21 protein-coding genes, 1 tRNA gene and 3 pseudogenes are annotated in these 26,358 nt (G+C 59.1%); 8 read left to right on the top strand and 17 right to left on the bottom strand.

Features of this window, described 5'->3' with window-relative positions:
- Positions 1-28 precede the first annotated feature (28 nt).
- Positions 29-310 carry a hypothetical protein gene (locus tag WGT02_RS24275; protein ID WP_029710094.1) on the top strand — a complete coding sequence of 94 codons (282 nt, stop codon included), beginning with the start codon at positions 29-31 and terminating at the stop codon, positions 308-310.
- A gap of 443 nt (positions 311-753) precedes the next feature.
- Here the strand turns inward: WGT02_RS24275 and WGT02_RS24270 are convergent, their stop codons facing one another.
- Together WGT02_RS24270 and WGT02_RS24265 are read right to left on the bottom strand one after the other, a co-directional pair.
- Positions 754-1,359 carry a general stress protein gene (locus WGT02_RS24270; RefSeq protein WP_024315533.1) on the bottom strand — a complete coding sequence of 202 codons (606 nt, stop codon included), beginning with the start codon at positions 1,357-1,359 and terminating at the stop codon, positions 754-756.
- 27 nt (positions 1,360-1,386) lie between these two features.
- On the bottom strand, positions 1,387-1,668 hold the full coding sequence (locus tag WGT02_RS24265; RefSeq protein ID WP_225040157.1) for a PepSY domain-containing protein: 282 nt from the start codon (positions 1,666-1,668) through the stop codon (positions 1,387-1,389).
- Positions 1,669-2,577: 909 nt separating this feature from the next.
- Between WGT02_RS24265 and WGT02_RS24260 the strand changes: the two genes are divergently transcribed.
- The 5 genes and pseudogenes from WGT02_RS24260 to WGT02_RS24240 all read left to right on the top strand — a co-directional run.
- Complete coding sequence (locus WGT02_RS24260; protein WP_208247119.1) at positions 2,578-3,168, top strand: SOS response-associated peptidase; 591 nt, start codon at positions 2,578-2,580, stop codon at positions 3,166-3,168.
- 343 nt (positions 3,169-3,511) lie between these two features.
- Positions 3,512-3,970 carry a transposase gene (locus WGT02_RS24255; protein WP_208245161.1) on the top strand — a complete coding sequence of 153 codons (459 nt, stop codon included), beginning with the start codon at positions 3,512-3,514 and terminating at the stop codon, positions 3,968-3,970.
- Positions 3,951-4,304, top strand: a complete 354-nt coding sequence (gene tnpB, locus WGT02_RS24250) for an IS66 family insertion sequence element accessory protein TnpB (protein ID WP_208245162.1) — start codon at positions 3,951-3,953, stop codon at positions 4,302-4,304. The genes WGT02_RS24255 and tnpB overlap by 20 nt, the downstream gene beginning before the upstream one ends.
- A 54-nt stretch (positions 4,305-4,358) precedes the next feature.
- Positions 4,359-5,930 carry an IS66 family transposase gene (locus WGT02_RS24245; protein WP_208245164.1) on the top strand — a complete coding sequence of 524 codons (1,572 nt, stop codon included), beginning with the start codon at positions 4,359-4,361 and terminating at the stop codon, positions 5,928-5,930.
- Between the two features lie 431 nt (positions 5,931-6,361).
- Positions 6,362-6,478 (top strand): annotated as a pseudogene (locus WGT02_RS24240) (UDP-galactopyranose mutase); the annotation flags it as partial.
- A 136-nt stretch (positions 6,479-6,614) separates the two neighbouring features.
- Here WGT02_RS24240 and WGT02_RS24235 read toward each other — a convergent pair.
- The 7 genes and pseudogenes from WGT02_RS24235 to WGT02_RS24205 form a co-directional block, all read right to left on the bottom strand.
- Positions 6,615-6,965 (bottom strand): hypothetical protein, encoded by a 351-nt coding sequence (locus WGT02_RS24235; protein ID WP_375679599.1) that lies wholly within the window; start codon positions 6,963-6,965, stop codon positions 6,615-6,617.
- A 46-nt stretch (positions 6,966-7,011) separates the two neighbouring features.
- Positions 7,012-7,188 (bottom strand): annotated as a pseudogene (locus WGT02_RS24230) (hypothetical protein); the annotation flags it as partial.
- Positions 7,189-7,275: 87 nt separating this feature from the next.
- On the bottom strand, positions 7,276-8,268 hold the full coding sequence (locus tag WGT02_RS24225; RefSeq protein ID WP_225039964.1) for a methyl-accepting chemotaxis protein: 993 nt from the start codon (positions 8,266-8,268) through the stop codon (positions 7,276-7,278).
- Positions 8,269-8,406: 138 nt separating this feature from the next.
- Positions 8,407-9,207, bottom strand: coding sequence for an MCP four helix bundle domain-containing protein (locus WGT02_RS24220; RefSeq protein WP_225039966.1), 801 nt, complete (start codon positions 9,205-9,207; stop codon positions 8,407-8,409).
- A 790-nt stretch (positions 9,208-9,997) separates the two neighbouring features.
- Positions 9,998-10,894 (bottom strand): IS21-like element helper ATPase IstB, encoded by an 897-nt coding sequence (gene istB / locus WGT02_RS24215; protein WP_208245168.1) that lies wholly within the window; start codon positions 10,892-10,894, stop codon positions 9,998-10,000.
- Positions 10,891-12,363 (bottom strand): IS21 family transposase, encoded by a 1,473-nt coding sequence (gene istA / locus WGT02_RS24210; RefSeq protein ID WP_208245170.1) that lies wholly within the window; start codon positions 12,361-12,363, stop codon positions 10,891-10,893. The genes istB and istA overlap by 4 nt, the downstream gene beginning before the upstream one ends.
- An 869-nt stretch (positions 12,364-13,232) precedes the next feature.
- Positions 13,233-13,670, bottom strand: a complete 438-nt coding sequence (locus WGT02_RS24205; RefSeq protein ID WP_208247115.1) for a CBS domain-containing protein — start codon at positions 13,668-13,670, stop codon at positions 13,233-13,235.
- A 738-nt stretch (positions 13,671-14,408) separates the two neighbouring features.
- Here WGT02_RS24205 and WGT02_RS24200 point away from each other — a divergent pair.
- Entirely contained in the window at positions 14,409-14,570 is a 162-nt protein-coding gene (locus tag WGT02_RS24200) for a hypothetical protein (protein WP_157997394.1), read from the top strand.
- Positions 14,571-14,722: 152 nt separating this feature from the next.
- On the opposite strand, the gene WGT02_RS24195 is transcribed toward WGT02_RS24200, so the two are convergent.
- The 8 genes and pseudogenes from WGT02_RS24195 to fdnG all read right to left on the bottom strand — a co-directional run bounded on the left by WGT02_RS24195 (position 14,723) and on the right by fdnG (position 24,732).
- Positions 14,723-14,818: transfer RNA gene (locus WGT02_RS24195), tRNA-Sec, on the bottom strand.
- A gap of 129 nt (positions 14,819-14,947) precedes the next feature.
- A pseudogene (gene selB / locus WGT02_RS24190) lies at positions 14,948-16,777 on the bottom strand (selenocysteine-specific translation elongation factor); the annotation flags it as partial.
- A gap of 2 nt (positions 16,778-16,779) precedes the next feature.
- Positions 16,780-17,538: a tetratricopeptide repeat protein gene (locus WGT02_RS24185; RefSeq protein ID WP_063828723.1), complete on the bottom strand. Its 759-nt coding sequence runs from the start codon at positions 17,536-17,538 to the stop codon at positions 16,780-16,782.
- A gap of 62 nt (positions 17,539-17,600) precedes the next feature.
- Positions 17,601-19,007, bottom strand: coding sequence for an L-seryl-tRNA(Sec) selenium transferase (gene selA / locus WGT02_RS24180; RefSeq protein ID WP_024315542.1), 1,407 nt, complete (start codon positions 19,005-19,007; stop codon positions 17,601-17,603).
- Between the two features lie 10 nt (positions 19,008-19,017).
- The gene (fdhE, locus tag WGT02_RS24175; RefSeq protein ID WP_024315543.1) at positions 19,018-19,935 is read right to left on the bottom strand and encodes a formate dehydrogenase accessory protein FdhE; all 918 of its coding nucleotides are present in this window, start codon (positions 19,933-19,935) and stop codon (positions 19,018-19,020) included.
- A 52-nt stretch (positions 19,936-19,987) separates the two neighbouring features.
- A complete protein-coding gene (locus WGT02_RS24170; RefSeq protein WP_024315544.1) occupies positions 19,988-20,695 on the bottom strand; it encodes a formate dehydrogenase subunit gamma in 708 nt (235 codons plus the stop codon).
- Positions 20,692-21,633 carry a formate dehydrogenase subunit beta gene (fdxH, locus tag WGT02_RS24165; RefSeq protein WP_208247113.1) on the bottom strand — a complete coding sequence of 314 codons (942 nt, stop codon included), beginning with the start codon at positions 21,631-21,633 and terminating at the stop codon, positions 20,692-20,694. The genes WGT02_RS24170 and fdxH overlap by 4 nt, the downstream gene beginning before the upstream one ends.
- Before the next feature lie 12 nt (positions 21,634-21,645).
- The gene (gene fdnG / locus WGT02_RS24160) at positions 21,646-24,732 is read right to left on the bottom strand and encodes a formate dehydrogenase-N subunit alpha (protein WP_208247111.1); all 3,087 of its coding nucleotides are present in this window, start codon (positions 24,730-24,732) and stop codon (positions 21,646-21,648) included.
- A 507-nt stretch (positions 24,733-25,239) separates the two neighbouring features.
- On the opposite strand from fdnG, the gene WGT02_RS24155 reads away from it, so the two are divergent.
- Positions 25,240-26,337, top strand: a complete 1,098-nt coding sequence (locus WGT02_RS24155; RefSeq protein ID WP_208247911.1) for a transglutaminase-like domain-containing protein — start codon at positions 25,240-25,242, stop codon at positions 26,335-26,337.
- Positions 26,338-26,358 lie beyond the last annotated feature (21 nt).

The raw sequence follows: 26,358 nt of genomic DNA, 5'->3' as shown, positions 1-26,358 counted from the left end.
TTTCAAGGACCGAACATTGAAGACGATCATGCTTACGCCGGCGCAAATCAGGGGTCTGAAACTCGCCAAAGATGGAGATCTGTTTCCAACGGATGCCAAGAAATGGACCCATCTGAACGCCACCGTCACCTATGCGAAGACAGACAGATTTAAGGAACGGCCGCAAAAGGTCAAATTTTTGACCACGTCAACTTTGCAAGAGTTGAAAGAATTCGGCTTTCTGCAATGCCTTAATCCGGTCTCCGCAGCGCAAGAAACCGCTCACGGGATAACGATGGCGGGCAAAATCTGGCTTCTGAAGAACATCTAACCGCACGCCGCGATGGGCTTGCCAAATGACCGCCGTTTACAGACGCGATAGGAGTTCGATTTCGATCCCGACCAACCGCCCGCGCTGCGCCCGCCGCTCAAAAAGGGTTGCTCCAATCGGATGGTGGGCAGCTCCAAGAACGACCGCGGTTGCAACGAGCAGCACCGCAATGATTTTTGTGCAGCAGGTGCTGGGTGCCGCCGGTTATACAGAGCGGTCAGGGCAAGGGTCTGGTCCCGGACCATGCGCCCCGGTGGAAACAAGGCAAACGATGTATTTTGAATGCTGATGGAACTGGATTGCGACGGTGATGACTAAGCCGCCAGGCGCCCTACGCCATCGCTTTGCCAGGCACCATGGACGCAGCCGGCTCGTGGTTGGAACTGACCTCAGGGCAGCTGAGAATGTCCGCCAGACGCAAGAACCTGGCGGACCATAAACTTCTAAAGGCGGGAACGATACCGTGCACGTTCTGCGGCGATCTGTTGCGCAGTATAGGGATCGGCCGCCTCATCGAAGCGGGTCCACCCCTCTTCCGCATACAGCGCGCGGCGGTTGGCGATGTCGACGGCCCGCGAACTATCAAGGATTGCTTTGGCCTCCGCTGCACGGCCATCATCGACGCGCGCGGTCACCACGGAGCCACCTCGGCGAATACCCTCAGCGTAGAAGTGCGCATCCTCTTCGGGGACGCCCGAGCTGACCATTGCGCCCACTAGTCCGCCAACCGCGCCACCGGCGACCGCGCCACCCGCAGCTCCCGCAACCGTTGCAGCTAACCAACCCGCTGCGACAACGGGTCCCACGCCCGGGATCGCGAGCATTCCAAGCCCGGCTAGCAAACCGCCAGCGGCACCAGCTAAAGCGCCGAGGCCTGCCCCGCTACCTGCACCTTCGGCGGCATAGCTTCCCTGCCCTTCGACGTCGACGCCGTCCGATTTATTACTCACGATGCTGATGTCGTCGGATGGAATGCCTGCGTCCTCGAGCGCTTTCACAGCGGAGCGGGCGTCGTCGTAGCTGTCATAAAGTCCAGTGACCGTTTTCATTATCGTTTTCCTCGATCGTGTTGCTGGTTACTTGGCCATCGTCACGTTACCCTGAAAGTCCAGGGAGACGCCGGTCTGCTTGCCGTCCTTGCTGGCGGTGGCGCGCCAGACACCTTGGTCATCGAGCTTCAGACCCGTAACGTCCTTGTAGCCCGCCTCCTCGATCCGAGACTTTGCCTGGGCTTCCGTGAAGCTGTTCTTGCCAGCGACAGGAGCGCCCGGATTTGGCCCGGTGGCGATTGCAGGCGTGGTCTGCGATGTCGACGGCGTCTCGCTCTGGGCGAAGGATGCGCCTGCAGCCAGAAGCATGCCGATGGTTAGAATTACCAACTTCTTCATGGGGTTGCCTCTCGTGTTATTGGTCTTGTTGTCGCGGTTCGAGAACCCTGAGAACCCCTATTTGTTCCAATAATTTAAACCAGAAAGCGGATTAGCACCTCGCCGGCGGGACGTTCACCGATCGAAAAGACATCCGGGGACCTTTTATTCAGAATGGCTCCCGGGACGGCAGCGTCTCATCCCCGTTGGTCGGCCTCCCAAATACGGTCATCAAAAGCGCGAGTGCGCCGACTCCGGTCGAGTGCGGGGCATAGGCTCGTATCCGTCACGATGCTAGCCCGATCGGATATGGAACCGCGGGCGTTTCCGATGGTTCGTTAGCAATCGTCAAAAGGAGCTGGCATGAAAGAGGCCGCGGCCGCTGAGAGAACGGATCACCGAGATGCAGGTAGTGATCCGAGCGCAGCGGCCGCACGAGCGCCGCCGATCATGAAAGAGCGCGCCTGCATTGGCAGCCGGCATTCCTACGCTAGCGCCAGCTTTCTTCACGGCGGACACCGAACGCTTAGAGCCGCGTCTCGAAATAACGGCGATCGGCCGGGCCGCAATGACGGCGTGCCGCTCGTCGAGCGGGGCGTCGAACCATCAGCAAGGCAGTCGCGGGCAATCGCCTAACTGCCGTCGTATGACGACTGATAGAAAGCTGTTAATCTCGGGAGATGCCTGCAAGAACTTCAGATGGTTCTGCAGCGCGTTCGGGATGGAGCCGCCATTCACGCACGGCAAGCCACACTGATCAAACGGATTGGCGAGTGCTAGGCTTGCGACCCACCAAACCGAACAGTTGCTGGTTCTCCTGGAGGGGTGCAATCCGAGCATGAGTTGCAACTCAATCGGTTTGGTTTCGGGGTCACATGTTTACAGCAAAATGGAGGACCAATGTGCAATGATTATAGGCTGATGGTCGATGTCGCCTCGATCGTCGAGGACTTCGCGGAGCTTAAGATCAAGATCCGTTTCGGCGAAGGCACACCGAACCTCGAAGCCCGCGAGGACATCAAGATCACCGATATCGGCCCCATCGTCAGAACGATCGACGGCGTGCGCGACGAGGCCGAACTCGTGCAGCGGCGATGGAGTTGGCCGGGTCAAAACAAGCGGCCGGTATATAATTTCCGGTCAGAAGGCCGGGAGTTCAACTCCCATCGTTGCCTGATTGTCGCCGACGGCTTTTACGAATTCACGGAACCCGAGGATCCGAAGAAAAAGCGCAAGGACAAATGGCTGTTCACCAAAAAAAATGAACCGATTTTCTGCATAGCCGCCATCTGGCGAGAGACGCCGGAGGTGGGCCAAGCCTTCACAATGCTGACGATGGAGCCCGGTCCGGATATTGCCCCATACCACGATCGGCAGATCGTTATCCTCGAGCGCAGCGCCTGGGCCGACTGGCTCGATCCGACGATCTCCGCAACGTCTCTGATCAAGCCGCTTTCAGCAGGCACTCTGGCAGTGGAGCAGGTCGGCTGAGAGATATGTCCGACTCGGAAGTGAGCAAGCGACTGCCGCGCGATAGCGGGTGGAGCTCGCATTGCTGAGAACGTCCATCCCCTTTTTGAGGGCGACAGCTCTCGTCGGTGCGCGGATGCTCGCTATTGCTGAAAGGTTCGCCGACCTCCCCTCAGCGTTTTGTGTCTCCTTGAGCGACGATTTAACGTGTGTCAGCTTCGCCCCATGGGGCGATCAAGCGCGGGTCGTTCTCCGCGGTATCGACATTCGCGTTTTCCAATGGTAAGCGCTCATTTCCATGCGCCTTTTCGCGTTGAGTTCTCTGCCGCATGAAGTGTCCACTTGAAATAGGTGGACACCAAATATGAATGACGAAGAGCAGAAGCTGCGTGTGCGGTTGGTGGGGCGTGATGGTCGGCGGCGCTATGATCCAGGATCAAAGGCGCGGCTTGTTACGGCTTGCCTCCAGCCTGGTGTTTCTATATCAGGCCTTGCGCTTGGCCATGGGGTCAATGCCAACCTTCTACGCAAGTGGGTCAAGGAGGCCAGGGAGGCTGGCTTGTCGGCGGTATCTGCAAGCTCGCCGTTTATCCCGGTCGTCGCAGCAGACGGCAGCCTGCCTGTCGGGATGCGCTCGCTGGATATACCGGTCGCGTATGGTGAAGAACAACCGGCATCACTGGAGAAGACGGCCCATCTGTCAGGTTTTTCCAAAATCAGCGCGTTGCTGCCGAACGGCGTGAAGCTTTCGCTGGAATGCGGTGATGTGGATGCGTTGACGGCGATCATCGGAGCTCTGGGTCATGTTCAGACTGGGCGCTGATATCAAGGTTTACCTGCACCGCGAGCCGATCGACTTCCGGGCCGGTATCAACAGCCTTGCGGTCCTGGTGCAGGAGGTGATGGAGCTCGATCCGTTTGCGCCTGCGGTCTTTGCCTTTTGCAATCGCCGCCGTGACCGGATGAAGCTCCTGTTCTTCGATCGGTCCGGTTTTGTGATGGTGCTGAAGCGATTGTCGGAAGACCGGTTCCGATGGCCACGTCGGGAGATGATGGTGGTAACGCTGACGACCGAGCAATTACACTGGATTCTCGACGGCATTGATATCGACGCGATGGTCCGCCATCCGGTTCGGCAATACCAGATCGCCGGCTGACAGTTCTCGACGTCTGCGGTTGACGGGGCGAAACGGTTCAGATTCAAGAATCTGATGATCCGACCCGGCGAACCCACTGTTGAGGAGTTGATGGCGCGCATTGCGGCGCTGCAGGCGGAGAACCGTCAGCTCACGGAACGCGTGGTCAAGCTCGAGGAAGAACTGGTGTTGGCGCGGCTTCATCGTTTTGCGCCGAAAAGCGAAAAGCACGTGGACCGCCTCTTCGATGAAGCCGAGCAGGTTGCCGATGAAGACGACGCCGGCGGAGACAATGGGGAGGTCGTCGACCTGCCGGACACGGGCTTTGCGGCGATCGAGAAGCCAGAGGGCAAGAAACGTGGCCGCAAGCCCCTGCCGGAACATCTGCCGCGCGAGCGCGTCGAATATGACCTTGCCGACGACCAGAAGGCCTGTCCTTGCTGCCGTCACCAGATGCATCGCATGGGCGAGGCCGTCACCGAGCAGCTCCACATCGAGGTGAAGGCCAAGGTCCTGCAGAATGTGCGGCTCAAGTATGCCTGCCGCCATTGCGATCGCACCGGGATCAACACGCCTGTTGTCCTTGCGCCAATGCCCGCGCAGCCCTTGCCGGGCAGCATCGCCACGGCCTCGACGCTGGCATTTGCTCTTGTTCACAAATATGTCGATGGCACGCCGCTCTACCGCCTGGCCCAGGCCTTCGAGCGCGCCGGCGTTCCCGTCAGCCGCGGTGCTCTGGGCCATTGGGTGATCGGTTCGAGCGAGAGGCATCTCTCCCGCATCTATGACGCGCTGAAATCGCGGCTCAGGTCTCAAGCCATCATCCATGGCGACGAGACGACGGTCCAGGTGCTGAAGGAAAAGGACAGGGAGGCCACCAGCACATCATTCATGTGGGCGTATCGGAGTGGAGAGGACAGCGACGAGCCGATCGTGCTGCTCGATTATCAACCCGGCCGCGGCCAGATTTATCCGCAGGCCTTCCTCGGCGATTACCACGGCATCCTGATGAGCGATGGCTATTCCGCCTGGCGCACGCTGGCAGGGGCCACCCATCTGGGATGCATGGCGCATTCCAGGCGTCGCTTCGTCGATGCCCTCAAGGCAAGAAAGAAAGGCGGCGGTCCGCCGGAGCAGGCGCTGAAATTCTTCGAGCAGATCTACCGGATTGAAAGCCAGGCGCGCAACGCAAAGCCTGACAAGGGCGAAACGCAAGCCGATTGCATTCGCCGTTTCCGCCAGCAACACAGTGTCCCCATCCTGAATGCTCTCAAGGTATGGCTCAACGACATCGCCCCGAAGGTCTTGCCCGACAGCAAGATCGGCGATGCCGTGTCCTATACCCTAAATCAGTGGGACTACCTGACGCGCTACACAGAAGACGCCAGGATGCCGATCGACAACAACCTACTCGAGCGCGATATCAGAATTTTTGCCACTGGCAGAAAATCCTGGCTGTTCAGCGACACCGTGGACGGAGCGAGGGCCAGTGCCGTCGTCTACAGCCTAATGCTGACCTGCCGAGCTTGCGGCATCGAACCCTTGGCCTACTTGCGCCACGTGCTTACCGAACTGCCGCAGCGCGCAACAGATTCCGACATCACTGATTTGCTGCCCTTCAACTTCGCCAAAACTACCGCTGCCTGATCCGATAGGGCCGTCACAAAGCGACCCACGTCAAATGGGCCACGTCAACGCGCATGGAAATGAGCGCTTACCGCCAATGTGCGTCGCGTCACGTCACGAAAGACCAGATGAGGCGGTCACCATCCGGACGTGCATAGAGGTAAGCCCACTTGCTCCGAAAACGAAAAAGCCTGCCGCGGGAGGAGGTGCGGCAGGCTTTCGAATAAAGACCCGAACAGCAGCTGGGAGGAGGAGTGCTGCCGTTCCCGCAGACGATCTTGGGAGGAGGATAAGAGCGTCTGCAAATCGAAGCGACACGGGAGGAGATGCATCGATTCGATCGATTTATATATAAACCCGTTTTGCCTAATGCATAGGCTTTTATTTGCAGGGCAGGCGTTCGCTATGCGAAAAGCGGAGGGCTCATTTCAAGGTTGGCATTCAGTTGCGACATGGTGAGCCAGATTCTTGAGCATCCCAACATCAATGTGAGCCTCAACACGCAATTTCTCCGGGCGCAGAAAGAGCACATTACACATGTGTTTTATTCCGGCCCGCTCGACGGCTATCTGGATCACGAGTTCGGTCCGCTGGGTTGTCGAACGCTTGACTTCGACCAAGAAAGTTTTGAAATTCTTCTCGCCGGCAAACCTGACAAGATTTGGAAGATAGGCCGATATCCAAGCCGATCATTCGGTCGACGTCCTACTTCGGCCGTACAGGCACGTGTACAGACCAGTTTTCCATCGCAACATTCGCAATCGCGGCAGTGCATATCACCATCACGCTGCGTCGCGAGAGGCCGAAACTCTTCGGCGTCCACTGTGCCTTGAGGGGGACAGCGCAGCGCGGGACGAATGTCTTCAGGTTGGGCTCCAATACGTCCCATTGCTGAAGCCCCTTGGCGTTCTCCTTCGAGATGAAGCGCCTGGCCTCTTGACGGATTTCAAAGAGGCCGTGCTTGTCTGACGTAGAGCGATCATTCTCGATGCTCCACGATGCCATGGTCGCTGCGGACGCGAACAAGGCGGTGATAAGGAGCAAGGAAGGAAGCAATGGTGCGCCATTGTCAGCCAAGTCCGTCTCCTTCCGCGAAAAAAGTCGCCTTCTGATGCATGTAAGGGTTATGGATTATAGGATCACGTCCTCGCGGCGCCTCGTGCTCGGAATCGACGTCGATACTCGGCGGCTCGTCGTGTCCCTGCCACACGAAACGCTCCAAGAGAAGATCGTTTGTGATCCCGAGGGTATAACAGACGGCCGTGTTCGCAGCCGAGCCCACCACAATGGCAATGACGAAAATCCGAACGAAAAAGTGCCGCAACATTGACGGTCGCGGCACTTTGTAGCGGGTTGCTCGGTTATTTTAGAATTCGCGCCAATCTTCAGCAGCCGCACCGCCAGCAAAAGCTGTCGCGACCTTGCGTGCCATTGCCGCTGGAGCGTTTCTCTGTGGCGCTTTCGGTGCGTAGGCAGATTGCGCCGTCCCGGCAGAGCCTTGAAAGCGGAATTTTGACAGCTGGCTTGTCAGCGAACCTGCTTCGTCAGCCAGCTTATGGCTGGCTGCGGATGTCTCTTCGACCATCGCCGCGTTCTTCTGCGTGGATTGATCGAGCGAATTCACCGCGGCATTGATTTCTTTCAGCGCCGTGGACTGTTCCTTCGCAGCCTCGACGATTGAGCTCACGTGACGGTTGATTTCCTGCACTTCGCCGACGATCTCCGTCAGCGCCGTACCGGTCTCGCCGACCAGGGTCACGCCGGCACGCACTTGAACGCCGGAATTGCTGATCAGTTGCTTGATTTCCTTGGCGGCATTGGCGGAGCGTTGAGCCAGTTCGCGAACTTCCTGGGCGACGACTGCAAAGCCTTTGCCCGCCTCTCCGGCACGTGCAGCCTCAACGCCGGCGTTCAGTGCCAGCAGGTTGGTCTGGAATGCAATGTCATCGATGACGCTGATGATATTGTTGATCTCGTTCGAGGAACCTTCGATCTGGCTCATCGCGGCGACCGCACGCTTCACGACTTCGCCGGAACGCTCGGCATTCGTGCGTGTTCGTGCAACAAGGTTGCCGGCCTCTTCCGCGCGACGGGTCGCACCATTGACCGTCGTCGAAATCTCATCGAGCGCTGCGGCGGTCTGTTCAATCGATGCCGCCTGCTGTTCGGTGCGCTTTGCCAGATCATTGGAAGCTTCGCTGATCTCGCGGGCACCGGCATCGATCGACAAAGCGTTGTCACTGATCGTCTTCAACGCAGATTGAAGCTTCTCTACGGAGTTGTTGAAGTTGAGGCGCAGCATATCGAGAGATACGGCAAACGGATTGTCGAGACGGATATCAAGATTGCCGGCGGCCATTTCCTCAAGCGCCTGGCCGAGCTGGCGAACGGCATCGTTCGTCTGCGCCGATAGCGCCTCGCGTTCCGTCGCGGTTGCTTCAAGCCGCGCGTTCTCATCAGCGGTCCGGCGAGCGTCGGCAGCGGCGCGCGCCTCGGCCTACGAGGTCACGGCTTGGCGCACGGCGCCAACGGCCTTCGCCAAATCGCCGACCTCGTCGCTGCGGGCCTCGATATCGCTGGTGCTTTCGTTGTTGCCCTCTGCCATCCGCCGCAGGGCGATCTGCAGCTTGGCCATCGGCACGGTGATCGAGCGGGTCGCGAGGAACGCGGCGGCAATAGCCATAAGCACAGCGCCTCCCAACGAGCCCAGCGCCAGCGTCTGGAAGCCTGCGACGACGACGCTGACGCCACTGCCGACAGACTTGTTCAAGTTTTCCTGATAGTCGATGAACTTGTTGATGGCCTTGAGCCAGTTGACGAAGAGAGGCGTTGCCTGCTCGATCAGCATCTGCTTGGCTTGCACCGGGTCGTTTGACATCTGGCGCGCGATGATATCTGCGACAACTGGATTGGTTTTGGACTGGACGTCGGCGATTTCCGCAATGATCGCCTTCTCGGGTTCGCTCGCAGCGCCTGGGACAGAAATCATCGCATTCATCTTCTGCTCGTTTTCGGCATACGTCGCAGCAAGCTTTGCAATCAGATCGATCGCGGTCTGACGCGCGGCTGGCTCATCGCGCAAAACGACATCGCGAATGGCAATGGCCCGATCATGAACGCTACCCCGGAAATTGATGGCGAAGCGTTGCTTGACGCTATTGACCTCGTTGATCTGCACGAGATCGTGGTCGACAAAGTTCATCTTTGAAATGGAAAAGACGGTCAAGCCAATCATCAGCAGCAGCAGGAAACCAAAAGCTGTATAAAGGCGGGGGCCGATGCCAAATCGAAACGTCATTCGCAATCCTCCAAGCGCAAATAATCGCGCAAGCAACCAATTGCGCGATGCTGCAACAATGAGCGTTATCCGGGGACACCGGCCGAGCGCCGTTGAGCTCATGTCTCGCCTTGTCAGAAGAGAGCACTCGTGAATAAACAGATAATGAAAGATGGTTAATAATTATAATATGAATAAAATAATTTATACTCTGGCCAAGTAATGCCCGGCTCGAGTATTGCAGGTTGCAATTCAAAATCACTTGGTTTCTTGATTCGGCTTTTTTTGCGGATTGAATGACTCTGTTTGCAACTGGTACCAGTGCTTGCGGCAATGCCGCGACGGTCTGTGTCTTACCCCGGCGATCGCCTATGCAGATGCCTTGACCGCCAAGTTTCGGGGCGAGATAAATCAAAATGGCCACCAAGGATCGTCGAACTCCTAAGAGCAGCTTTGCGAAAAGATCCCCCCTTCGGGATGGGAGTAGCAGCAAGCGACGAGATTACCCGGCCAACCGGCGCAGTTGAACGTGTGGTGGCATGCGGCCCTGACCGGTCATACCCCATGCTTATCCCTGCAGGGATTGACGCAGTTGCGCTGGTTGAATAATCCCCGCTCGCTATCCGCAGGCCCGGCTCTCGACCCGGTCGTCGCCTTTCCGCCGCGTCCGCATGGTGCCAGATAACCGCCATCGTCGCCGCGATCTTTCTGGGTTACGCGCTACATATCCAGCGTCTCATCGGTGGCGACATGACCATAGCTATAGCGCGACGATCAGGATGAGACGCGAGCGACAATCTGGATGAGATTCTTATGTCGCGGTTGGAGCGAAGTTATCATGTTGATTGTCGCTGGCAAGAGTTTCATCGTGTTCTGATTGCCGCTCCGCGACAAGCTGGGAAGAGCTTTTGATTGTCGCGAATGAGGCGGGTCTGCCGCGCTGGCGTTTGGCTTCCATGGCCGAACGCCGCCGGTAGCTTTCGACATTCATCTCGAAGATTGTTGCGTGATGGACAAGTCGGTCCACCGCGGCAAGCGTCATGGCCGGGTCTGGAAAGACGCGGTTCCATTCTCCGAAGGGCTGATTGGCGGTGATCATGATGGAACGCCGCTCATATCTTGCGGAGATGAGTTCGAAGAGCACGCTCGTTTCGGCCTGGTCCTTGGTGACGTAGGCCAGGTCGTCGAGGATGAGAAGATCGAACTTGTCGAGCTTTGCGATGGCGGCTTCGAGCTGAAGCTCCCTCCGCGCGACCTGAAGCTTCTGGACGAGATCGGTCGTGCGGGTGAAGAGCACGCGCCAGCCGTTCTCGATTAGCGCGAGGCCGACGGCTGCGGCGAGATGGCTCTTTCCGCCGCCGGGCGGACCGAACATCAGGATATTGGCGCCTTTGGCGAGCCAGCTATCGCCGGCTGCAATCGCCATGACCTGGGCCTTGGAGACCATGGGAACAGCGTCGAAGGCGAAGCTGTCGAGCGTCTTTCCGGGTGGCAGGTGGGCCTCGGCGAGGTGTCTTTCGATCCTGCGATGGGCGCGTTCGGCCAATTCATGCTCGGCGATGGCCGAGAGGAAACGGGCAGCAGGCCATCCTTCCCGATCGGCCTGCTCGGCAAATTGGTGCCAGAACGTCTTGATCGTCGGCAGCCTCAGTTCGTTGAGCATGATGCCGAGGCGGGCTTCATCGACTGTGTGGATGTTGCTCTTCATGCGACCTCTCCCGCATAGGCCGTGCCGATCAGGGCTTCATAACCATTGAGCGACGCGAGTTGCACATGAACGATCGGCAACTGATCCGGGTCCGGGCTGAAGACCGCTCTCAAAGCCGCCAGATCAGGCAGTTTGTGGGCGTCGAGCGTTTTGGCAAGCTCCTCGGCCAGTTCACGCTCGCAACTGCGATCGTGAGCCAAGGCAAGCAGTTCCACGGTGATCTTGCAAGCCTGCCGCTCGGGCAGTTGCTCGATGAGCGCGTCGAAAGTCCTGCGATATTCCGGCCTGGGGAAGAGCTTGTCGCGATAGACGAGCCCCAAAAGCGCCATCGGCTTTTTGCGCAGGGAATGAATGACGTGATGATAGTTGACGACTTGATCGTGCTTGCCACTCGCATGGGCGCGGCCTCGGGGTAATGTCAGCAGATGCGTGCCGCCGATGAAGACGTCGAGGCGATCGTCGAACAGACGCACCCGCAGCCGGTGGCCAATCAGACGGGAAGGCACGGTGTAGAAGACCTTGCGCAAGGCGAAGCCGCCGGTGCTCGATACGGTGACGATGACCTCTTCGAAGTCGGTGGTGCGACGATCGGGAAGAGCTTGCAGATGCGTGCGCTCGGCATCGATGCGCTTGCCATGTGCGGCATTGCGGCGGCTGACGATCTCATCGATGAAGGCGCGATAGGATCCGAGGTCGCCAAAGTCCCTGGTTCCGCGCATCAGCAGAGCATCGCGGATCGCATTCTTGAGATGGCCGTGGGAACTTTCGATCGAGCCGTTCTCGTGCGCGACGCCCTTGTTGTTGCGCGTCGGCGTCATGCGATAATGGGCGCACAGTTCGTCGTAGCGATGCGTCAGATCGACCTTGGCGTCGGCATCGAGGTTGCGGAAGGCGGCCGATAAGCTGTCGCTGCGATGATAGAGCGGCGAACCGCCAACCGACCACAGGGCGTTCTGCAGCCCCTCGGCCAGAGCGACGAAGCTCTCTCCACCCAGGATGACATGGGCATGCTCGAAGCCCGACCAGACCAGCCGGAAGTGATAAAGCAGATGATCGAGCGATTGGCCGGCGATCGTCACGCCGAGGCTGCCCATGTCGGTAAAATCCGACAGTCCTAACCGACCGGGTTCGTGCATCTGACGGAAGATCACTTCCTGCTCCTGACCGTGAACAGCCCGCCATGATCGGATACGACGCTCAATCGTACGGCGAACACCTTCTGACAGCTCTGGATGACGCCGCAGCATCTCGTTGTAAACGGCGACCGCTCGGATGCCGGGCGCGGCCTTGAGGAGCGGAACAACCTCGGCGTCGAAGATGTGCTCAAGGGGATCGGGGCGACGCCGGTCGCGCGGCGGCTTGGTCTGCGATGGAAGACGCGCATCCTTCTCGATGCGGTAAGCCGTCGCCCGGCTGATCGACGCCTTGGCGGCAGCGACCTCAATGGGGTTGTTTTGTCGGTACTTCATAAAAAGCCTCGTCTGATGATCGGTTACATGGCGACCCGGCACAAAGGTGATTCTCCATTCTCAGAAAATCACCGACGCTACCGGGCCAACCGCGATCATGAGACGCCGAAAAATTGCGCCGCGGCGGGGGTGTAACTCCAGTCGGGCTACGCCCTCCCTTCGTCACACCCCCGCCGCCGAGTCTCATCCTGATTGACGCTGAGTCTCACCTTGTTTGTCGCCGCGCACATAGCAGGGTTTTTCCTCGCCCCGACAAAGGGCGGTGTCGAAATAGAAAGCAGGCGAGTTTCATCAGAGCAAGAGACCCGAACAGCGAAGCGAAGACATGGCGATTTGGCGACTTGCGAGACTGTTTCTGGCGAATATCAGAAGACGCTGAGGCTCAACGCAGTGAGATGATCGTCGTCGGAATCGGGCGAAGATTGGGAGCACATCGTATGCGAATCCTGTTGATATTGATTATCGGACTAATGGTCGGATCCATATTGGCGATACCGCTGATAAAGCCGTTCATACAGGAAGGCGGCAAAGGAAGCGAGGAGCCGCCTGCGGTAATTCAGCAGCCGGATCCTCTAAAATAGCGCAGGACAGTCGCCACTGCGAAAGGCAGAGTTGGCTCGGTTTGTCTGAACCGTTTCGAGCGTTTCGCTAAAGCTTGTCGCGTCTTGAGCGTGATGGCGAGGACACGTTTCAATCGCACCAGCCGTTGATGTGCCCGGCCGCCCTTCGCGCGCACAGCCTTCCTTGCGCAGCAATAGTGGTATTCGTAGATGTCGCGCCCGGTGCCGTTGATGCAACGGCGCGAGGCGCTTGAGGTGACAGGTGGCAGCTGACTGGTGTTGGCCTTTGCAGATGGCTGCCGCCAACCGTCAATGCGCTGTCTGCGAATGTTCGCCGCCGCGTTGTGAGATGCCGCTCAGTGCCTTACCCGTTTCGGTGGCCTCGCCCTTGGTGGCGAGGTCGCCAAGCGAGATGATGCCGACGAGGCGCTTGTCTCGGTTCAGTACTGGCAAGCGCCGTATCTGAAGATCACCCATGTTGTGAAGCACGTCTTCAACATCTTCATCATCGAAGCAGTATCTAACCTTGATACTCATCACATCGCGAACCTTTGCCTCGGGGCCTTTGCCCTCCGCCACGCCACGAATTGCGATGTCGCGATCGGTGATCATGCCGACCAGCCTGTCATTCTCACTCACCGGGAGAACGCCGGCATCAAGACGTCCCATGATCAGGGCGACATCCCGTAATGTCTGCTCCGGATCGGCGATCTGAACGTCTGTGGTCATGCAGTGGCTGACTTTCATGATAACCTCCCTCACGTTGCCCGCGCCAAAACTGCGGGTGAATAGTGTCAACGTACACCGGTCGTAAATGTTCCTGCGGTGGGGCGGCAAATGGCGGTCGTGCTTCGCCTGAGCGTTTATACTTTGACCTCCAGCCGCGCGTCATGCCGCGGCTCATCGCTCCCTCGGCCAAAGCCAAGAGACGCAGATGACGGATGTCCTCGAACAGTGTGGCAATGGTCGCATTCACGTCGTCGTCGTGCCAAGCCGAGCGCTGCCTTTACTTCGAAATGAACGATGAAACCGCCATCTCAGGAGCCTGATCGAAAGGGAAGCCCTCGGCGGGATATTGCTGCACGTGGCTGTCGCATGGGGCGAAAGCTTCCCTTCTTGTCCTGGTCCCCAGCGGTCAGAACAAGGACAGATTACGCTAATCTGCACGGCTCACCAGACGGACCAAAGTCCCTGGCATCAAGAAAATCGACCGTCGTCCGCGATCTCGGCTCTCGTGGGTATTCTACGCAGAGACGTCGCTCGATGAACTGCTGACCAAGTTCGATCGCGCGCATCCACACTACACAGACACAACGCACGAAGACATCATCGCGCACTGGAAAGCCGTTGACGATGTGATGAATGACGCAGAGCTCAGACTGCTCAAGGGCTGAAAGCGATGTGGGACGTCGAGCACCAATTTCCGTTCCTGCGACGCGGACGAGGAAGCCTATAGGGCTGCGTACCGAGGCCAGCAGTAACCTCGTGGAACTGATCGAGGCAATTCAGGTTCATACAGTGGAAGGCTTCAAAGTGAAGGCGCTGGCTAGCTTCTGGTGTCATTCAGGAGGCAAAATCGACTTTGACGCGGCGGCAACAGACCTGCAATTGGCCGCCGATGTCATCAACGATTTGCCGGCAGTCTGAAACGAAAGGCGCTGTCGCGCTTCGCGAACGATGCGGCCGTGTCATCCCACCAAAAGCTATCTCAGGGGCAAAATGGAGTGGGGAGAAAAGTGCGGACGCCTACTTATGCTCTTTAAAATATGAAATGATATCAATTATATAAGGCGGATACTTGGCGGAAGAGAGTGGGAGTCGAACCCACGAAAGACCGTCTCTCGGCCCCTCCCGGATTTGAAGTCCGGACGCCCCACCGGGGACGTATCTCCTCCAGAAACGACACCGTCGCCGGCGATACTATTCGACATATTGCCGAACAGGTCCAGACGGTTTTGGTCGACGCGGCGGAGATCGCCGCGACGCAGCGTAACGCGATGGCGATCGAAGAAATCGAGGATCTGGATCGCGACCTTGCGGCCATTTTCGACACGGTCGCGAAACTGCATTGCGGTGAACCAGCCCCCCTCGGCGCCAGAACTGATCTCGGCAATGATTGCAACCATCTCCGCAACTGCCTCGCGCAGGAAGAAATGATCCTGTGCTACTTCATGCGCCTTGCCCATGCGGCCGCCGAGTTTCAGCAGCCGACGTGTCTGTTGCTCGGGGACCGCCAGCAATGCGGCAATATCGCGAACCCTCGGAGGACGGAACCGCGCTGCCCCGCCGAGCAGCGGCTCAATCCTGTCCCACAGCCGCTCGTCGGCCAATGTCATCGTCACTTGATGTCCCGAAAGCCGGACCCAAGCGCCATCCAGCACGATCTCTCCCGCGCGGACGAGGTTCTGCAGGGCTGCGCGAAATGCCGGGATGGGCAAGCGCACCTCGAGCCCAGCCCGCAACAGCTCGATGCCCATTCCCGGCAGATCCTGGTTCTCCACATGGAACCTCTCAAGCCGGCTCCAAAGGTTGCTATGGAATTTCTCCCAGCGATCAGGCGACATAGCGAGCGCCGTGTCATCGATGGACAACCGCACCGTTCCCAGCGATGCGGCCACGGCGCTGGCATCTGCTGTGGCAATTGCCCTGTCGCGGGCGAAAGCGGCAATGTCGACATAAAACGGATGCACCGCGAGCAACGCCTCGAACGCGCGCTCAGGTGCAACCAACGTCTGCGCCTGAAGTTGAGCCATCCGTTCCGGCGTCCGGCGCTTGCGTGCCGGTGCGCGTAAATCCAGGAACCGGCCTCCGCCGATGGTGCGCCGTGCGGAGGTATCGCGGATGATGTAACGGTCACCGACCGCGGCTGCGATCGGACTGTCCAGCACGAGCTGCACAAAGGTATCTGTTCCTGGGATGGCTGCTTCCTCGGCAAGCACGACGATACGGGCACCGACATCTGCCGATGCGTGATGAAGCCGGACGGGGAACCAATGACCGATGGGTTTTGCCTCTGAAGAGAGCACACGCAGTGTCGCGTCGATGCGGCCCGTCGGAGCATGCAGGCTTTGCTCGCACACCATATCACCGCGATTGATGGCCGTTTTCGTGATCCCCTGGCCAACGAGGTTTAGGGCGCAACGATCGCCCGCGCGGCCGTTTTCGCTTGGCCGGTTCTGCGTATGGATCGAGCGCACCCTTGCGACAAGGCCGGAAGGGCTTACGGCGACATGATCCTCGACCGATACCGTGCCTGACAGGACTGTTCCGGTTACGACTGTGCCCGTCCCCTGAATTGTGAAGGAACGATCGACGGCCAGACGAAAGCGCCCCGACGCCTGATGCGGCGTGAACCTGCGTGCGGCATTGACGATCTCATCGCGCAGAGCTCCGATACCCCGGCCTGAAACCGTCGAGACGGCGATGACTGGGGTATTGCCGAGCGTTAAGGGGGCTTGCTCGTTTCGCACGGCGACTTCGACCTCGACGAGACGGTCTTCCGGCACAAGATCGGCTTTGGTCAAAGCAACAATGCCATGCTCGATGCCGAGAAGATTGACAATGGCGAGATGTTCGCGCGTCTGCGGCATGATGCCGTCATCGGCCGCGACCACCAGCAGGACGAAGTCGATGCCGCTTGCACCGGCAAGCATCGTGTGAACGAATTTCTCGTGGCCCGGTACATCGACAAAGCCAAGTATCTGCGCGCCATTCACGGGCATATAGGCAAAGCCCAGATCGATCGAGATGCCGCGAGCCTTTTCCTCTTTCAGCCGATCCGTGTCGATGCCGGTCAGCGCCCGGACGAGGGATGTCTTGCCATGATCGATATGTCCTGCAGTGCCGACGATCATTACTACTCCCCCTCTCGGTTATCTGCGGGAGGATCGGCGATTTCCGACAACGGCAGAGCTGCGCGGCGTTCGGCCAGCGCCAGTTCATCCGTATTGAGCGACGCGCGAACGGCATCGAAGAACGCTGCTGAGAGCGCGCTGCCGCCAGCGCGCGCCCGCAGCAACCATGCGAAGGCTTCGATCAAGTCGCGGGCAATGCCGTTTCCGAGATAACAGGCCGCGCCGAGCATGGCCTGTCCATCAGCGTCGCCAGCGGTAGCGCCAAGCCGCCACCAATAGACCGCCTCGACGGGATTGCGCGGCACGCCTAGGGCATTGTGATAAAGCATACCGAGCCGCGTCATCGAAGCGGCAGAGCCGTTTTTCGCAGCCGCAAGCGCCCATCGGCGAGCCTCTTCAAAATCAGGCTCGATAATATCGCCCTCGAGCAGCATCCAGCTCAGCATATCCTGGGCTTCGCTGTCATTCTGTTCAGCCGCCGCTCGATAGAGCGCCGCCGCCCGCCCATAGTCCGGTTGGATGCCCTCTCCCCTGAATAATAAAGAGGCTAGGTTGCGCTGGCCAAGCCGGTCGCCCGCCTCCGCCGACAATGTCAACCAGTGACAAGCAAGATCAGCATCCTGGACGACGCCCAGTCCTTCCACGAAGCATGCGCCGATATTGTTTTGCGCCCGTGCGTTTCCCGCTCTTGCGAGAGGCTCCCAGATGGTGAGGGCCGCTTTGTAATCACCGCGCCGCGCAGCGGCGAGCGCCGCGTTCATCTGCGCCTCGAAGCGGACTGCATTCCCGGCTGGCTTTCGCAGGAAGCGGCTAAAAAGGTTCATCAGACCCTCCCCTGACCGGCGGGGAGGCTCATCAAATTAGCCGCAAAACTCTCCTCATCTTCGAGACAGCGCAGATCCAGCACCAGCGATCCGCGTTCGATTCGACCAATGACCGGGATCGGCAGCCGTCTGAACGAAGACGTCAGTTCTGCGAGCGCGCTGCCGCTGCCTTCGATCGGCGTCAGCGCAAGCCCCGCGCTGGGCACGCAGGACAGCGGCAGGGCGCCGGAGCCGATCTGGCTTTCGCAAGCAACGACAGATACGTGGACAGCGGCCTTCAGCAGGCCCTTGACGACAGGTGCCAGCCGTTCCGCCTGCGTCTTGATTTCAAGCTGAGAACGTGTGAGCAGTCGCATGACGGGGAGGCGCTCGCCCAGGCGCTCCGGATCGCGATAAAGTTTCAGTGTCGCTTCGAGAGCGGCCAACCTTATCTTATCGACCCGCAGCGCGCGTTTCATCGGGTTCTTGTTGATCGTCTCGATGAGTGTCCGGCGCCCGACGATGAAGCCGGCCTGTGGCCCGCCGAGAAGCTTGTCGCCTGAAAAGGTGACGACATCGGCACCCTCGCAGATCGCCTCGCGAACGGTGGGTTCGTATGCGAGCCCAAAACGGACCAGATCGACCAGGGTACCGGAACCGAGATCGTTGATCAGCGGCACGCCCTTGTCGTGGGCGATCCCCGAAAGTTCGCGCGCTCCGACCTCTTTGGTAAAACCCTCTATTCGATAGTTCGACGTGTGGACCTTCAGTATCAAGCCCGTATCGGGGCCGATGGCATCCCTGTAGTCCCTGGCATGGGTGCGGTTCGTGGTGCCGACCTCGACAAGACGGACACCCGCGCGCTCCATGATGTCCGGCATGCGGAAGGCCCCGCCGATTTCGATCAGTTCGCCCCGCGAGACGATGGCTTCCCTGTCGGCCGCCAGGCTGTTCAGCACCAGAAGGACGGCCGCAGCATTATTGTTGACGACGGTTGCATCTTCGGCGCCCGTCAATTCGCAGATCAGCGCGCGCAGATGATCATCCCGTTCGCCGCGCTTGCCGTTGTTAAGATCGAATTCGAGCGCGACAGCCTCGCGCATAGCCGCTGCCGCGGCATCGACTGCTGCTTCCGCGAGGATGGCCCTGCCCAGATTGGTATGGAGGACCGTCCCGGTCAGGTTGAAGACGGAGCGAAGCATCGGGCGGTCGTTGGCGTCGAGCCTCGAAAACGCCGCCGCCGCAATTTCCTCGCGCGATGGGACGTCCTTTCCCTGGCGTACCTTCTCCCTCGTTTCACAAAGGATAGCTCGAATGGCCTGCGTGACCGCGATTCGCCCGAAACATTCGATCGCGGCGCCAGCAGGAGCCGTTTTCAGGATTTGGTCGACCGATGAAATCTCCCGCAGGTTAGCACTGGCGTCCATCTCTCCCACCTCAAAAGCCGGCCAGAAGCGGCGCAAATCCACCCCGGCGATACGGGCCTTCGCGCATCAGAAGGTCCAGATTGAGACTTGCCACATCGTCGGCGACCGGATCGGCCGCCGGCTCTGTGTTCTGATAGATTATCTTCGACCAGCCCTGGCATTCATCACAGGTTTCGGCTTTGACGGCCCCGCCCTGCCCTTCTATCTCCTGATAGCCGATCCCTTTGGTGGAGCCGCAAAGTGTGCATTTGACCCGGACATAGTGCCACAATGTTCCGCAAAGCGAACATGAGCAGTACCTTGCGCCATGCGAGCCCGGCCAGCCGACGACCATGGACGACACCGGCCCGCTGCCACATGCAGGACACAGGCCATCGGCCACAGGCACCAGCATTGCCGCGTCGAGAACTGACGCGAGCCGAGCAAAATGCACCTGAAGTGCAGCCCAGACGAACACATGCTCGGCAATCGCATCCGCCGGCAACGCGCCGGAGAATACGGCTCGCGCCATGGACATGCGTTGTCCGGCATCGGTCCTGGTGACGCGGCCAAGCGCCTCGGCGGCAGCAGCCGGTTTTTCGATGGTATCGACAGCCGCAAAGAGGCCGTCGAATATCGCGCTGATCGTTCCGTCGACTTCTATCGTGTCGCGGTCGAGCGGCGGCATTTCAAACTCCCGCACACGCTTGATCGACTCGGGATCCGGATGTTCCGGAAGGGGCAGATCCGCTTGGATATGGTGTTGGGCCTCAAAGAGCTGCGCGAGGAAAACCAGGTATGGCGCCAGGATGCTGACTTCAGCCAACTGACGTAGACGTTTCGACCTGGCCAAAAAGAGTAAAGCGGGATCTGGAAGACGCGCAAACGGTGGCGATGATACGTCTCCAATTGCCGTTGGATCCGGCACAACCGCGCTTTTGCCTTTCATGACACTCCCTCACGAACCGCACGGGCCACGTGATGCAGACCGTAACGCCCGGTCATTCGGCGGGCGTACCCCCCGATTTTTTCCCTGTTGACCTGGTGACCAGTTCACGCAGCCATTTGCGATGATGCCGCCACGCCCACCCACCTGTCACAGAGCCGCGCGTCATTGCCCGTATCGTACCGCGTACCCACAAGGCTGAATAGACATGAATGATCCACACATTGATGATGACGACGGCTGCGATTGAATGCGACAAGACCGCCCATCGCTTCAGCTCGATCGTGGTATAGCCGGCAAAGTATTGGTCCCAGATTGTGGTGCCCGTTGTTATCAGGACGATGATCAAGATCGACATTGACCAGAACACGACCTTTTGACCGGCATTGTATTTACCGACCTCCGGCGCGCGCTCCTCATGGCCGGCCAGAACATCGCGGCCGTGCGCGAGCCAGTTGCTGTCTTCCCGCCTCCAAAGGTTGGCTTTCCAGAAACGCAGGAAAAGGCCGAGAAAACTGAAGAAGAGAACAACGCCAATCCATGGATGAATGATGCGCGTCAAGGGACCGCCGCCGAAGAGCGCGGTCAGGAAGAACAGGCTCGGATGGAACAGCGCCATGCCGGAGAGCGCCAAGAGCACGAGGCTTGCCGCCGTGATCCAGTGGTTGATCCTTGCTCCTGCGGTATAGCGATCGACCGTGACGGGCTTACCGGGGTGGACGCTGTCGCCTTTTGCCATATCGTCGTTTGTGTTCGAGCTCATGAGGAACCGTCTCCCGTCAGTCTCTCCGCCGCCTCTTCGTCCTCCTCGGAAACCTGGTTTGGTCCGTTGACCAGATAATGAACGAGGCCGGTGACGGCTGCCACACCCATGACAGCGAGCCCGGCATATTTCGTGACCCCCTTCCAGGCCTCGACGACCGGGCTTATCCTCGGATTATTCGGCAGATCGGCATAAATTTCCGGCTGGTCGGCGTGGTGCAGCACGTACATGACATGTGTGCCGCCGACGCCGGGCGGATCATAAAGGCCGGCATTGGCATAGCCGCGGGACTTGAGATCGGTGATCCGCCCTTCTGCGTGCTGCTTCATTTCCTCCTTCGTGCCGAAGACAATGGCCTGCGTCGGACAGGCCTTGGCGCAGGCGGGACCTTGGCCGACGGCGATGCGGTCGGAGCAGAGCGTGCATTTGTAGGCGGTGTGATCGACCTGGGAGATACGCGGAATATTGAACGGGCATCCTCTGATGCAGTAGCCGCAACCAATGCAGTTTTCGTGGACGAAATCGACGATGCCGTTCGAATATTGCACGATTGCGCCTGGCGCCGGGCAGGCCTTGAGGCAGCCTGGATCTTCGCAATGCATACAGCCGTCTTTGCGGATCAGCCATTCCAGATTGTTAGTCTCGGGATTTTCCCATTCGGTGAAGCGCATGAGCGTGAACATGTCAGGTGTCAGGTCATGCGGATTATCGTAGACGCCAGTGTTGACGCCGATCTCCGGGTGCGTGTCGTTCCACACAATGCAGGCCGACTGGCAGGCCTTGCAGCCGATGCATTTGGAGACATCGATCAGCTTCGCCACCTCGGTCTGGCGCTCTGCCGGCGGCGTCACGCTTGAGGCCGAACGGCGGATGAGATCCCGCTCGCCGAATCTAGGGCTCTCAGGCGCAACAGTGGGATTTGGAACAGGACGGAACATGGCTGCCGTCTCCTATGCCACCGGCCCGGCGATGGGCTCTATGTTGACCAGGAACGCCTTGTATTCAGGCGTCTCTATGTTTGCGTCGCCGACGAAAGGTGTCAGCGAATTTGGACCGAAACCTTTTTTCGCGGCGCCGGTAAAGCCCCAATGCAATGGGATGCCCACGACATGGACGGGCTTGCCGTCGCATATCAAGGGCTTGATCCGCTTGGTCACGACCGCCTTGGCCTTGACGGAGCCGCGCTTGGACCAGACGCGCACCCAGCCGCCTTTGGCGATGCCTTTTTCCACCGCGAGCTCCTCCGATATCTCGACGAAGAATTCCGGCTGCAGCACGGCATTCACCCACACATGCTTCGTCCAGTAGTGGAAATGCTCGGTGAGGCGATAAGACGTCGCCGCATACGGAAACTCCTTGGAGGCTGGCTCGGCAAATTGCTTGAAATCGTCCTCAAACACCCGCGCCGCGGGATTGCCGCGCACTGCCGGGGCAACAAGATTGGCAACGGGCGATTCGAATGGCTCGTAGTGAGCTGGGAACGGCCCGTCGCGCATCATCGTCCTGGTGAAAAGGCGAGAGACGCCTTCCGGGTTCATGATGAACGGCCCGACATCGGCAGGCTTGGCCGTCGGCGCGATGTCCGGCACATCATAACCCGACCACTTTGCACCATCCCATTCGATCAGCTTGCGGCTCGGATCCCATGCCTTGCCGGACAGGTCTGCCGATGCTCGGTTATAGAGAATACGGCGGTTGACAGGCCAGGAGAACGCCCATTTCAGATAGGCGCCGGTCTCGTCCGGGTCCGACGTGTCGCGCCGGGCCATGTTGTTTCCGTTCTCGTTGAAGCAGCCGGAATAGATCCAGCATGCTGAGGACGTCGAGCCGTCGTCGCGCAGTGCGGCAAAGCTCGGCACCAACTTGCCTGCCTCGGCCACAACCTTGGCAGGATCTGCCGTGTCGTACACGGTGGCAAGCGCCCGCCCGTTGATCTCCTTGGCGAGTTCCTCCGCGGCCGGTTCGCCCGGATCGGCGTATGCCCAATCGAGATTGATGATCGGATCGGGGAATTTCCCACCTTCCTTGCGGTAGAGCTCCTTCAGGCGCACGTGGATCTGCGCCATGATCCAGTTGTCGGTCTTGGCTTCGCCAGGAGGCGTGCCCCCCGGCCAGTGCCACTGCAGCCAACGGCTGGAATTCGTCAGCGAACCCTCATCTTCGGCAAAGCAGGTCGAAGGCAATTGGATGACCTCCGTGTGGATCTGCGAAGAATCGACATCGTTGAACTCGCCGTGATTCTCCCAGAATCGTGCAGTTTCGGTGTCCAGCGGATCCATTGTGACGAGAAATTTGAGCTTCGACAGGGACGCGGTCGCCTTCGCCCGGTTTGGAATAGCGAGAAGCGGATTGAACCCTTGGCAAATATAGCCCGTCATCTTGCCCTGGTTCATGAGTTCGAAAGCACGCAGGACGTCATAGCCGGGCACGTCGAGCTTCGGCAGCCAGTCGTAGGCGAACGTGTTTTCCGGCGTCGCCGCCGAACCCCACATCGCCTTCAGGAAGCTCACGAAGAATTTCCTGTAGTTCTGCCAGTAGCTCATCTGGTTCGGACGGAGCGGCTTGAAGCCGCGCGTCGACATGTAGGTGTCGAAATCCACTTCCTTCTCGTTCGGCAGCGTCATATAGCCGGGCAACAGGTTCGACATCAATCCGACGTCCGTGAGGCCCTGGATGTTGGAGTGGCCGCGCAGCGCATTCATACCGCCGCCGCGCATCCCGATATTGCCGAGGATCAGTTGCAGCATCGCCATGGCGCGGATGTTCTGCGAGCCCTTGGAATGCTGCGTCCAGCCGAGCGCGTACATCGAGGTCATCACCTTGGTGGGTGACGAGCATTCCGCAACCATTTCGGCTACCTTCAGGAACTTGTCCTTCGGCGTGCCGCAGATGCGCTCCACCATCTCCGGCGTATAGGCGGAAACATGTTCCTTTAGGAGGTTCCATACGCAGCGCGGATTATTCAGCGTGTCGTCAACCACGGCATAGCCGTCGTCACCGATCACATAATCCCAGCTGGACATATCATAGCCGCGCTTTGCCTCGTCATACCCGGTGAAGAGCCCGTCCTTGTAGGCGAAGCCGTCCTTGACGATGTAAGCCGCGTTTGTGAAGGCCTTGACATAGCCCCACTGCACCTTGTCGTTGCCGATGCAGTGGTTAATGACGCCGAGGAGGAAAGCGATATCCGTTCCCTGCCGGATCGGCGCATAAAGATCGGCGACCGAGGCCGAACGGGTAAACCGCGGATCGACGACGATCAGCCTTGCGCCGCGATTGGCTTTCGCCTCCGTAACCCACTTGAACCCGCAAGGGTGTGCTTCGGCGGCGTTACCGCCCATGATGACAACAAGATCGGTGTTCTTGATGTCGGTCCAGGAGTTGGTCATTGCGCCACGGCCGAATGTTGGAGCCAAACTGGCTACCGTAGGGCCGTGTCAGACACGCGCCTGATTGTCGAAGACCAGCATTCCGGCGCTGCGCACAACCTTATAGGTCTCCCACGCCGTCTCATTCGTTGTCGCAGACGCGGCGAGGAAGCCGGTCGTCGTCCACCGGTTCACGGGAAGGCCGGCAGCGTTCCGTTCGACGAAATTGGCGTCGCGGTCGTCCTTCATCAGTCGCGCGATGCGGTTCAGCGCATCATCCCAGGAAATGCGCTCGAACTTGTCCGACCCGGGCTTGCGCATCATCGGATACTTCAGACGCGTCTCGGCCTTGACGAAATGCAAAAGCGCTGCGCCCTTCGGACAGAGCGTACCGCGATTTGTGGGATGGTCGGTATCGCCCTCGATATGGATGATCTCTGCCTGCTCGCCTTTTTTCAGATCACCCTTCGAATACATGATGATGCCGCATGCGACAGAGCAGTATGGACAGGTGTTCCGGGTTTCGGTGGTATTTACGAGCTTGAAAGCGCGGATCGCTTCGGCATGGGCTGCTTCGACGTCTGCAAAGCCAAAAGCTCCGAGCGCCGTACTTGCAACACCTGCGCCGGCCACCGCGAGAAACTGGCGCCGCGACAGTTCCATGTTCATGGCAGATACCTCCCCTGAAACCGGCCTTGCCGACGCGGCAACCCGGCGAATTGGAGACATTCTCTACAGTTCGAGATATAACTCGTTGTTGAAAAATAGGTCAGCACATTTTATTGTCAAATCAATAAGAAGCCCAAAATTATGATGTCATCGTCGTGCCATGCGGCAAAGCTGTGCGAGAGCCGTGGCTGACTGTTTCTGAACCCTCCTATGATCGCCCTAAAATTGACGTTCAGCCGTAAAGGGACGATGATAAGCAGATGGGATTGCTTGCCGCTCCCGAGTCTCGGGGCATTGCGCATTGGGTTGTTGCCGCACGCCGGAAATGGCGGAGCCGTTCGGATTGTGCTCGACCTCTTTCCTGCAACATTGGAATTCTCCTACGACACAAGACTGTGAACCGCTGCACGCACGAGCGGTCTCGGACGTTCGACGCCTGCATCTTAAGAGCGCCCGCAGGTGCTGATGGCTGCCGGCACCGGCAACTCAAATCGGGAGGGAATGATGATCAGTCGTCGTGAACTTCTGAAAGCGGCAGCCGCGCTGTCGGCAATGGCCGGGTTGCCGAAAATAGCCTTTGCAAATATGGCTTTTGCGCCGAGACCTTCCACGTGGCGAACGTTCGAGATTACGACTCGTGTCGAGCTTTTGCGCGCCGACAGTGCCGCGCGCGCATGGATTCCGCTGCCCGTTCTTCGGGCCGGCGATTGGAACAGGCCGGGCGACATTACCTGGACGACCAATGCGGCCAGCGCCAGGATCGTGCGGGACGACGCCGGCAAGGATCAGATGTTGCTGGTCGAATGGAAAGGCGGCGAGCCCGCTCCTGTCGTCGAGATGGTCAGCCGCGTTGCAACGCGCGAGCGCGCCGTCGATCTGTCGAAGCCTGAAAAGGCCGAGCCGCTAAGTCCTGCCGAACGCACGCGATATCTGGCCGGATCGAGACTCGTCCCGATAGACGGCATCATCAAGGAGACCTCGGACAGGATTGTCGGCACCGCGACCGGCGAGATGGACAAGGCAAAGCTGATTTATGATTGGGTGGTTGCGAATACTTACCGCAAGGCGGCAACGCGCGGCTGCGGTTCAGGCGATATCGTTTCAATGCTGAAGAGCGGCGATCTTGGCGGCAAATGCGCCGACATCAATCCGCTTTATGTCGGGCTCGCCCGCGCCGCGGGTCTGCCTGCGCGAGACGTTTATGGCTTGCGGGTCGCCCCGTCGAAGTTCGGCTATCAGAGCCTCGGAACGAAGACCGAAATCGTCACCAAAACACAGCATTGCCGCGCCGAGGTTTATCTCTCAGAATTCGGCTGGGTACCGGTCGATCCCGCCGATGTCCGCAAGGTCATGCTCGAGGAAACGGAAGGCGGGCTCGGAACTGCCGATCCCCGGGTTGTTGCGGCTCGCCAAACGCTGTTCGGTGCCTGGGAAGACAATTGGATTGCCTACAATGATCGCCGCGATGTGGCATTGCCCGGTTCAACCGGACCGGAAATCGCCTTCCTGATGTATCCGCAGGCCGAGATCATGTCGGCAAGGCTCGATTGCCTTGATCCGGATGCGTTCAAATACGCGATCCGGTCCCGCGAAATTACTGCCTGACCGACAGCGGCGGCAGCGTCC

The sequence above is a fragment of the Rhizobium sp. T1470 genome, from assembly GCF_042140505.1.
Lineage (GTDB): Bacteria > Pseudomonadota > Alphaproteobacteria > Rhizobiales > Rhizobiaceae > Rhizobium > Rhizobium favelukesii.
This window is presented reverse-complemented; position numbering and strand designations above follow the sequence as displayed.

Excerpts from the sequence above, each read along its gene's own strand:
- WGT02_RS24270 (WP_024315533.1), bottom strand. The coding sequence starts at position 1,359 with ATGAAAACGGTCACTGGACTTTATGACAGCTACGACGACGCCCGCTCC.
- WGT02_RS24275 (WP_029710094.1), top strand. The coding sequence starts at position 29 with ATGCTTACGCCGGCGCAAATCAGGGGTCTGAAACTCGCCAAAGATGGA.
- istB (WP_208245168.1), bottom strand. The coding sequence starts at position 10,894 with ATGAAGAGCAACATCCACACAGTCGATGAAGCCCGCCTCGGCATCATG.
- WGT02_RS24260 (WP_208247119.1), top strand. The coding sequence starts at position 2,578 with ATGTGCAATGATTATAGGCTGATGGTCGATGTCGCCTCGATCGTCGAG.
- WGT02_RS24170 (WP_024315544.1), bottom strand. The coding sequence starts at position 20,695 with ATGAGCTCGAACACAAACGACGATATGGCAAAAGGCGACAGCGTCCAC.
- fdxH (WP_208247113.1), bottom strand. The coding sequence starts at position 21,633 with ATGTTCCGTCCTGTTCCAAATCCCACTGTTGCGCCTGAGAGCCCTAGA.
- WGT02_RS24220 (WP_225039966.1), bottom strand. The coding sequence starts at position 9,207 with ATGACGTTTCGATTTGGCATCGGCCCCCGCCTTTATACAGCTTTTGGT.
- WGT02_RS24225 (WP_225039964.1), bottom strand. The coding sequence starts at position 8,268 with ATGGCCGCCGGCAATCTTGATATCCGTCTCGACAATCCGTTTGCCGTA.
- tnpB (WP_208245162.1), top strand. The coding sequence starts at position 3,951 with ATGTTCAGACTGGGCGCTGATATCAAGGTTTACCTGCACCGCGAGCCG.
- WGT02_RS24205 (WP_208247115.1), bottom strand. The coding sequence starts at position 13,670 with ATGAAAGTCAGCCACTGCATGACCACAGACGTTCAGATCGCCGATCCG.
- WGT02_RS24185 (WP_063828723.1), bottom strand. The coding sequence starts at position 17,538 with ATGAACGCGGCGCTCGCCGCTGCGCGGCGCGGTGATTACAAAGCGGCC.
- fdhE (WP_024315543.1), bottom strand. The coding sequence starts at position 19,935 with ATGAAAGGCAAAAGCGCGGTTGTGCCGGATCCAACGGCAATTGGAGAC.
- istA (WP_208245170.1), bottom strand. The coding sequence starts at position 12,363 with ATGAAGTACCGACAAAACAACCCCATTGAGGTCGCTGCCGCCAAGGCG.
- WGT02_RS24265 (WP_225040157.1), bottom strand. The coding sequence starts at position 1,668 with ATGCTTCTGGCTGCAGGCGCATCCTTCGCCCAGAGCGAGACGCCGTCG.
- selA (WP_024315542.1), bottom strand. The coding sequence starts at position 19,007 with ATGGACGCCAGTGCTAACCTGCGGGAGATTTCATCGGTCGACCAAATC.
- WGT02_RS24255 (WP_208245161.1), top strand. The coding sequence starts at position 3,512 with ATGAATGACGAAGAGCAGAAGCTGCGTGTGCGGTTGGTGGGGCGTGAT.
- WGT02_RS24245 (WP_208245164.1), top strand. The coding sequence starts at position 4,359 with ATGATCCGACCCGGCGAACCCACTGTTGAGGAGTTGATGGCGCGCATT.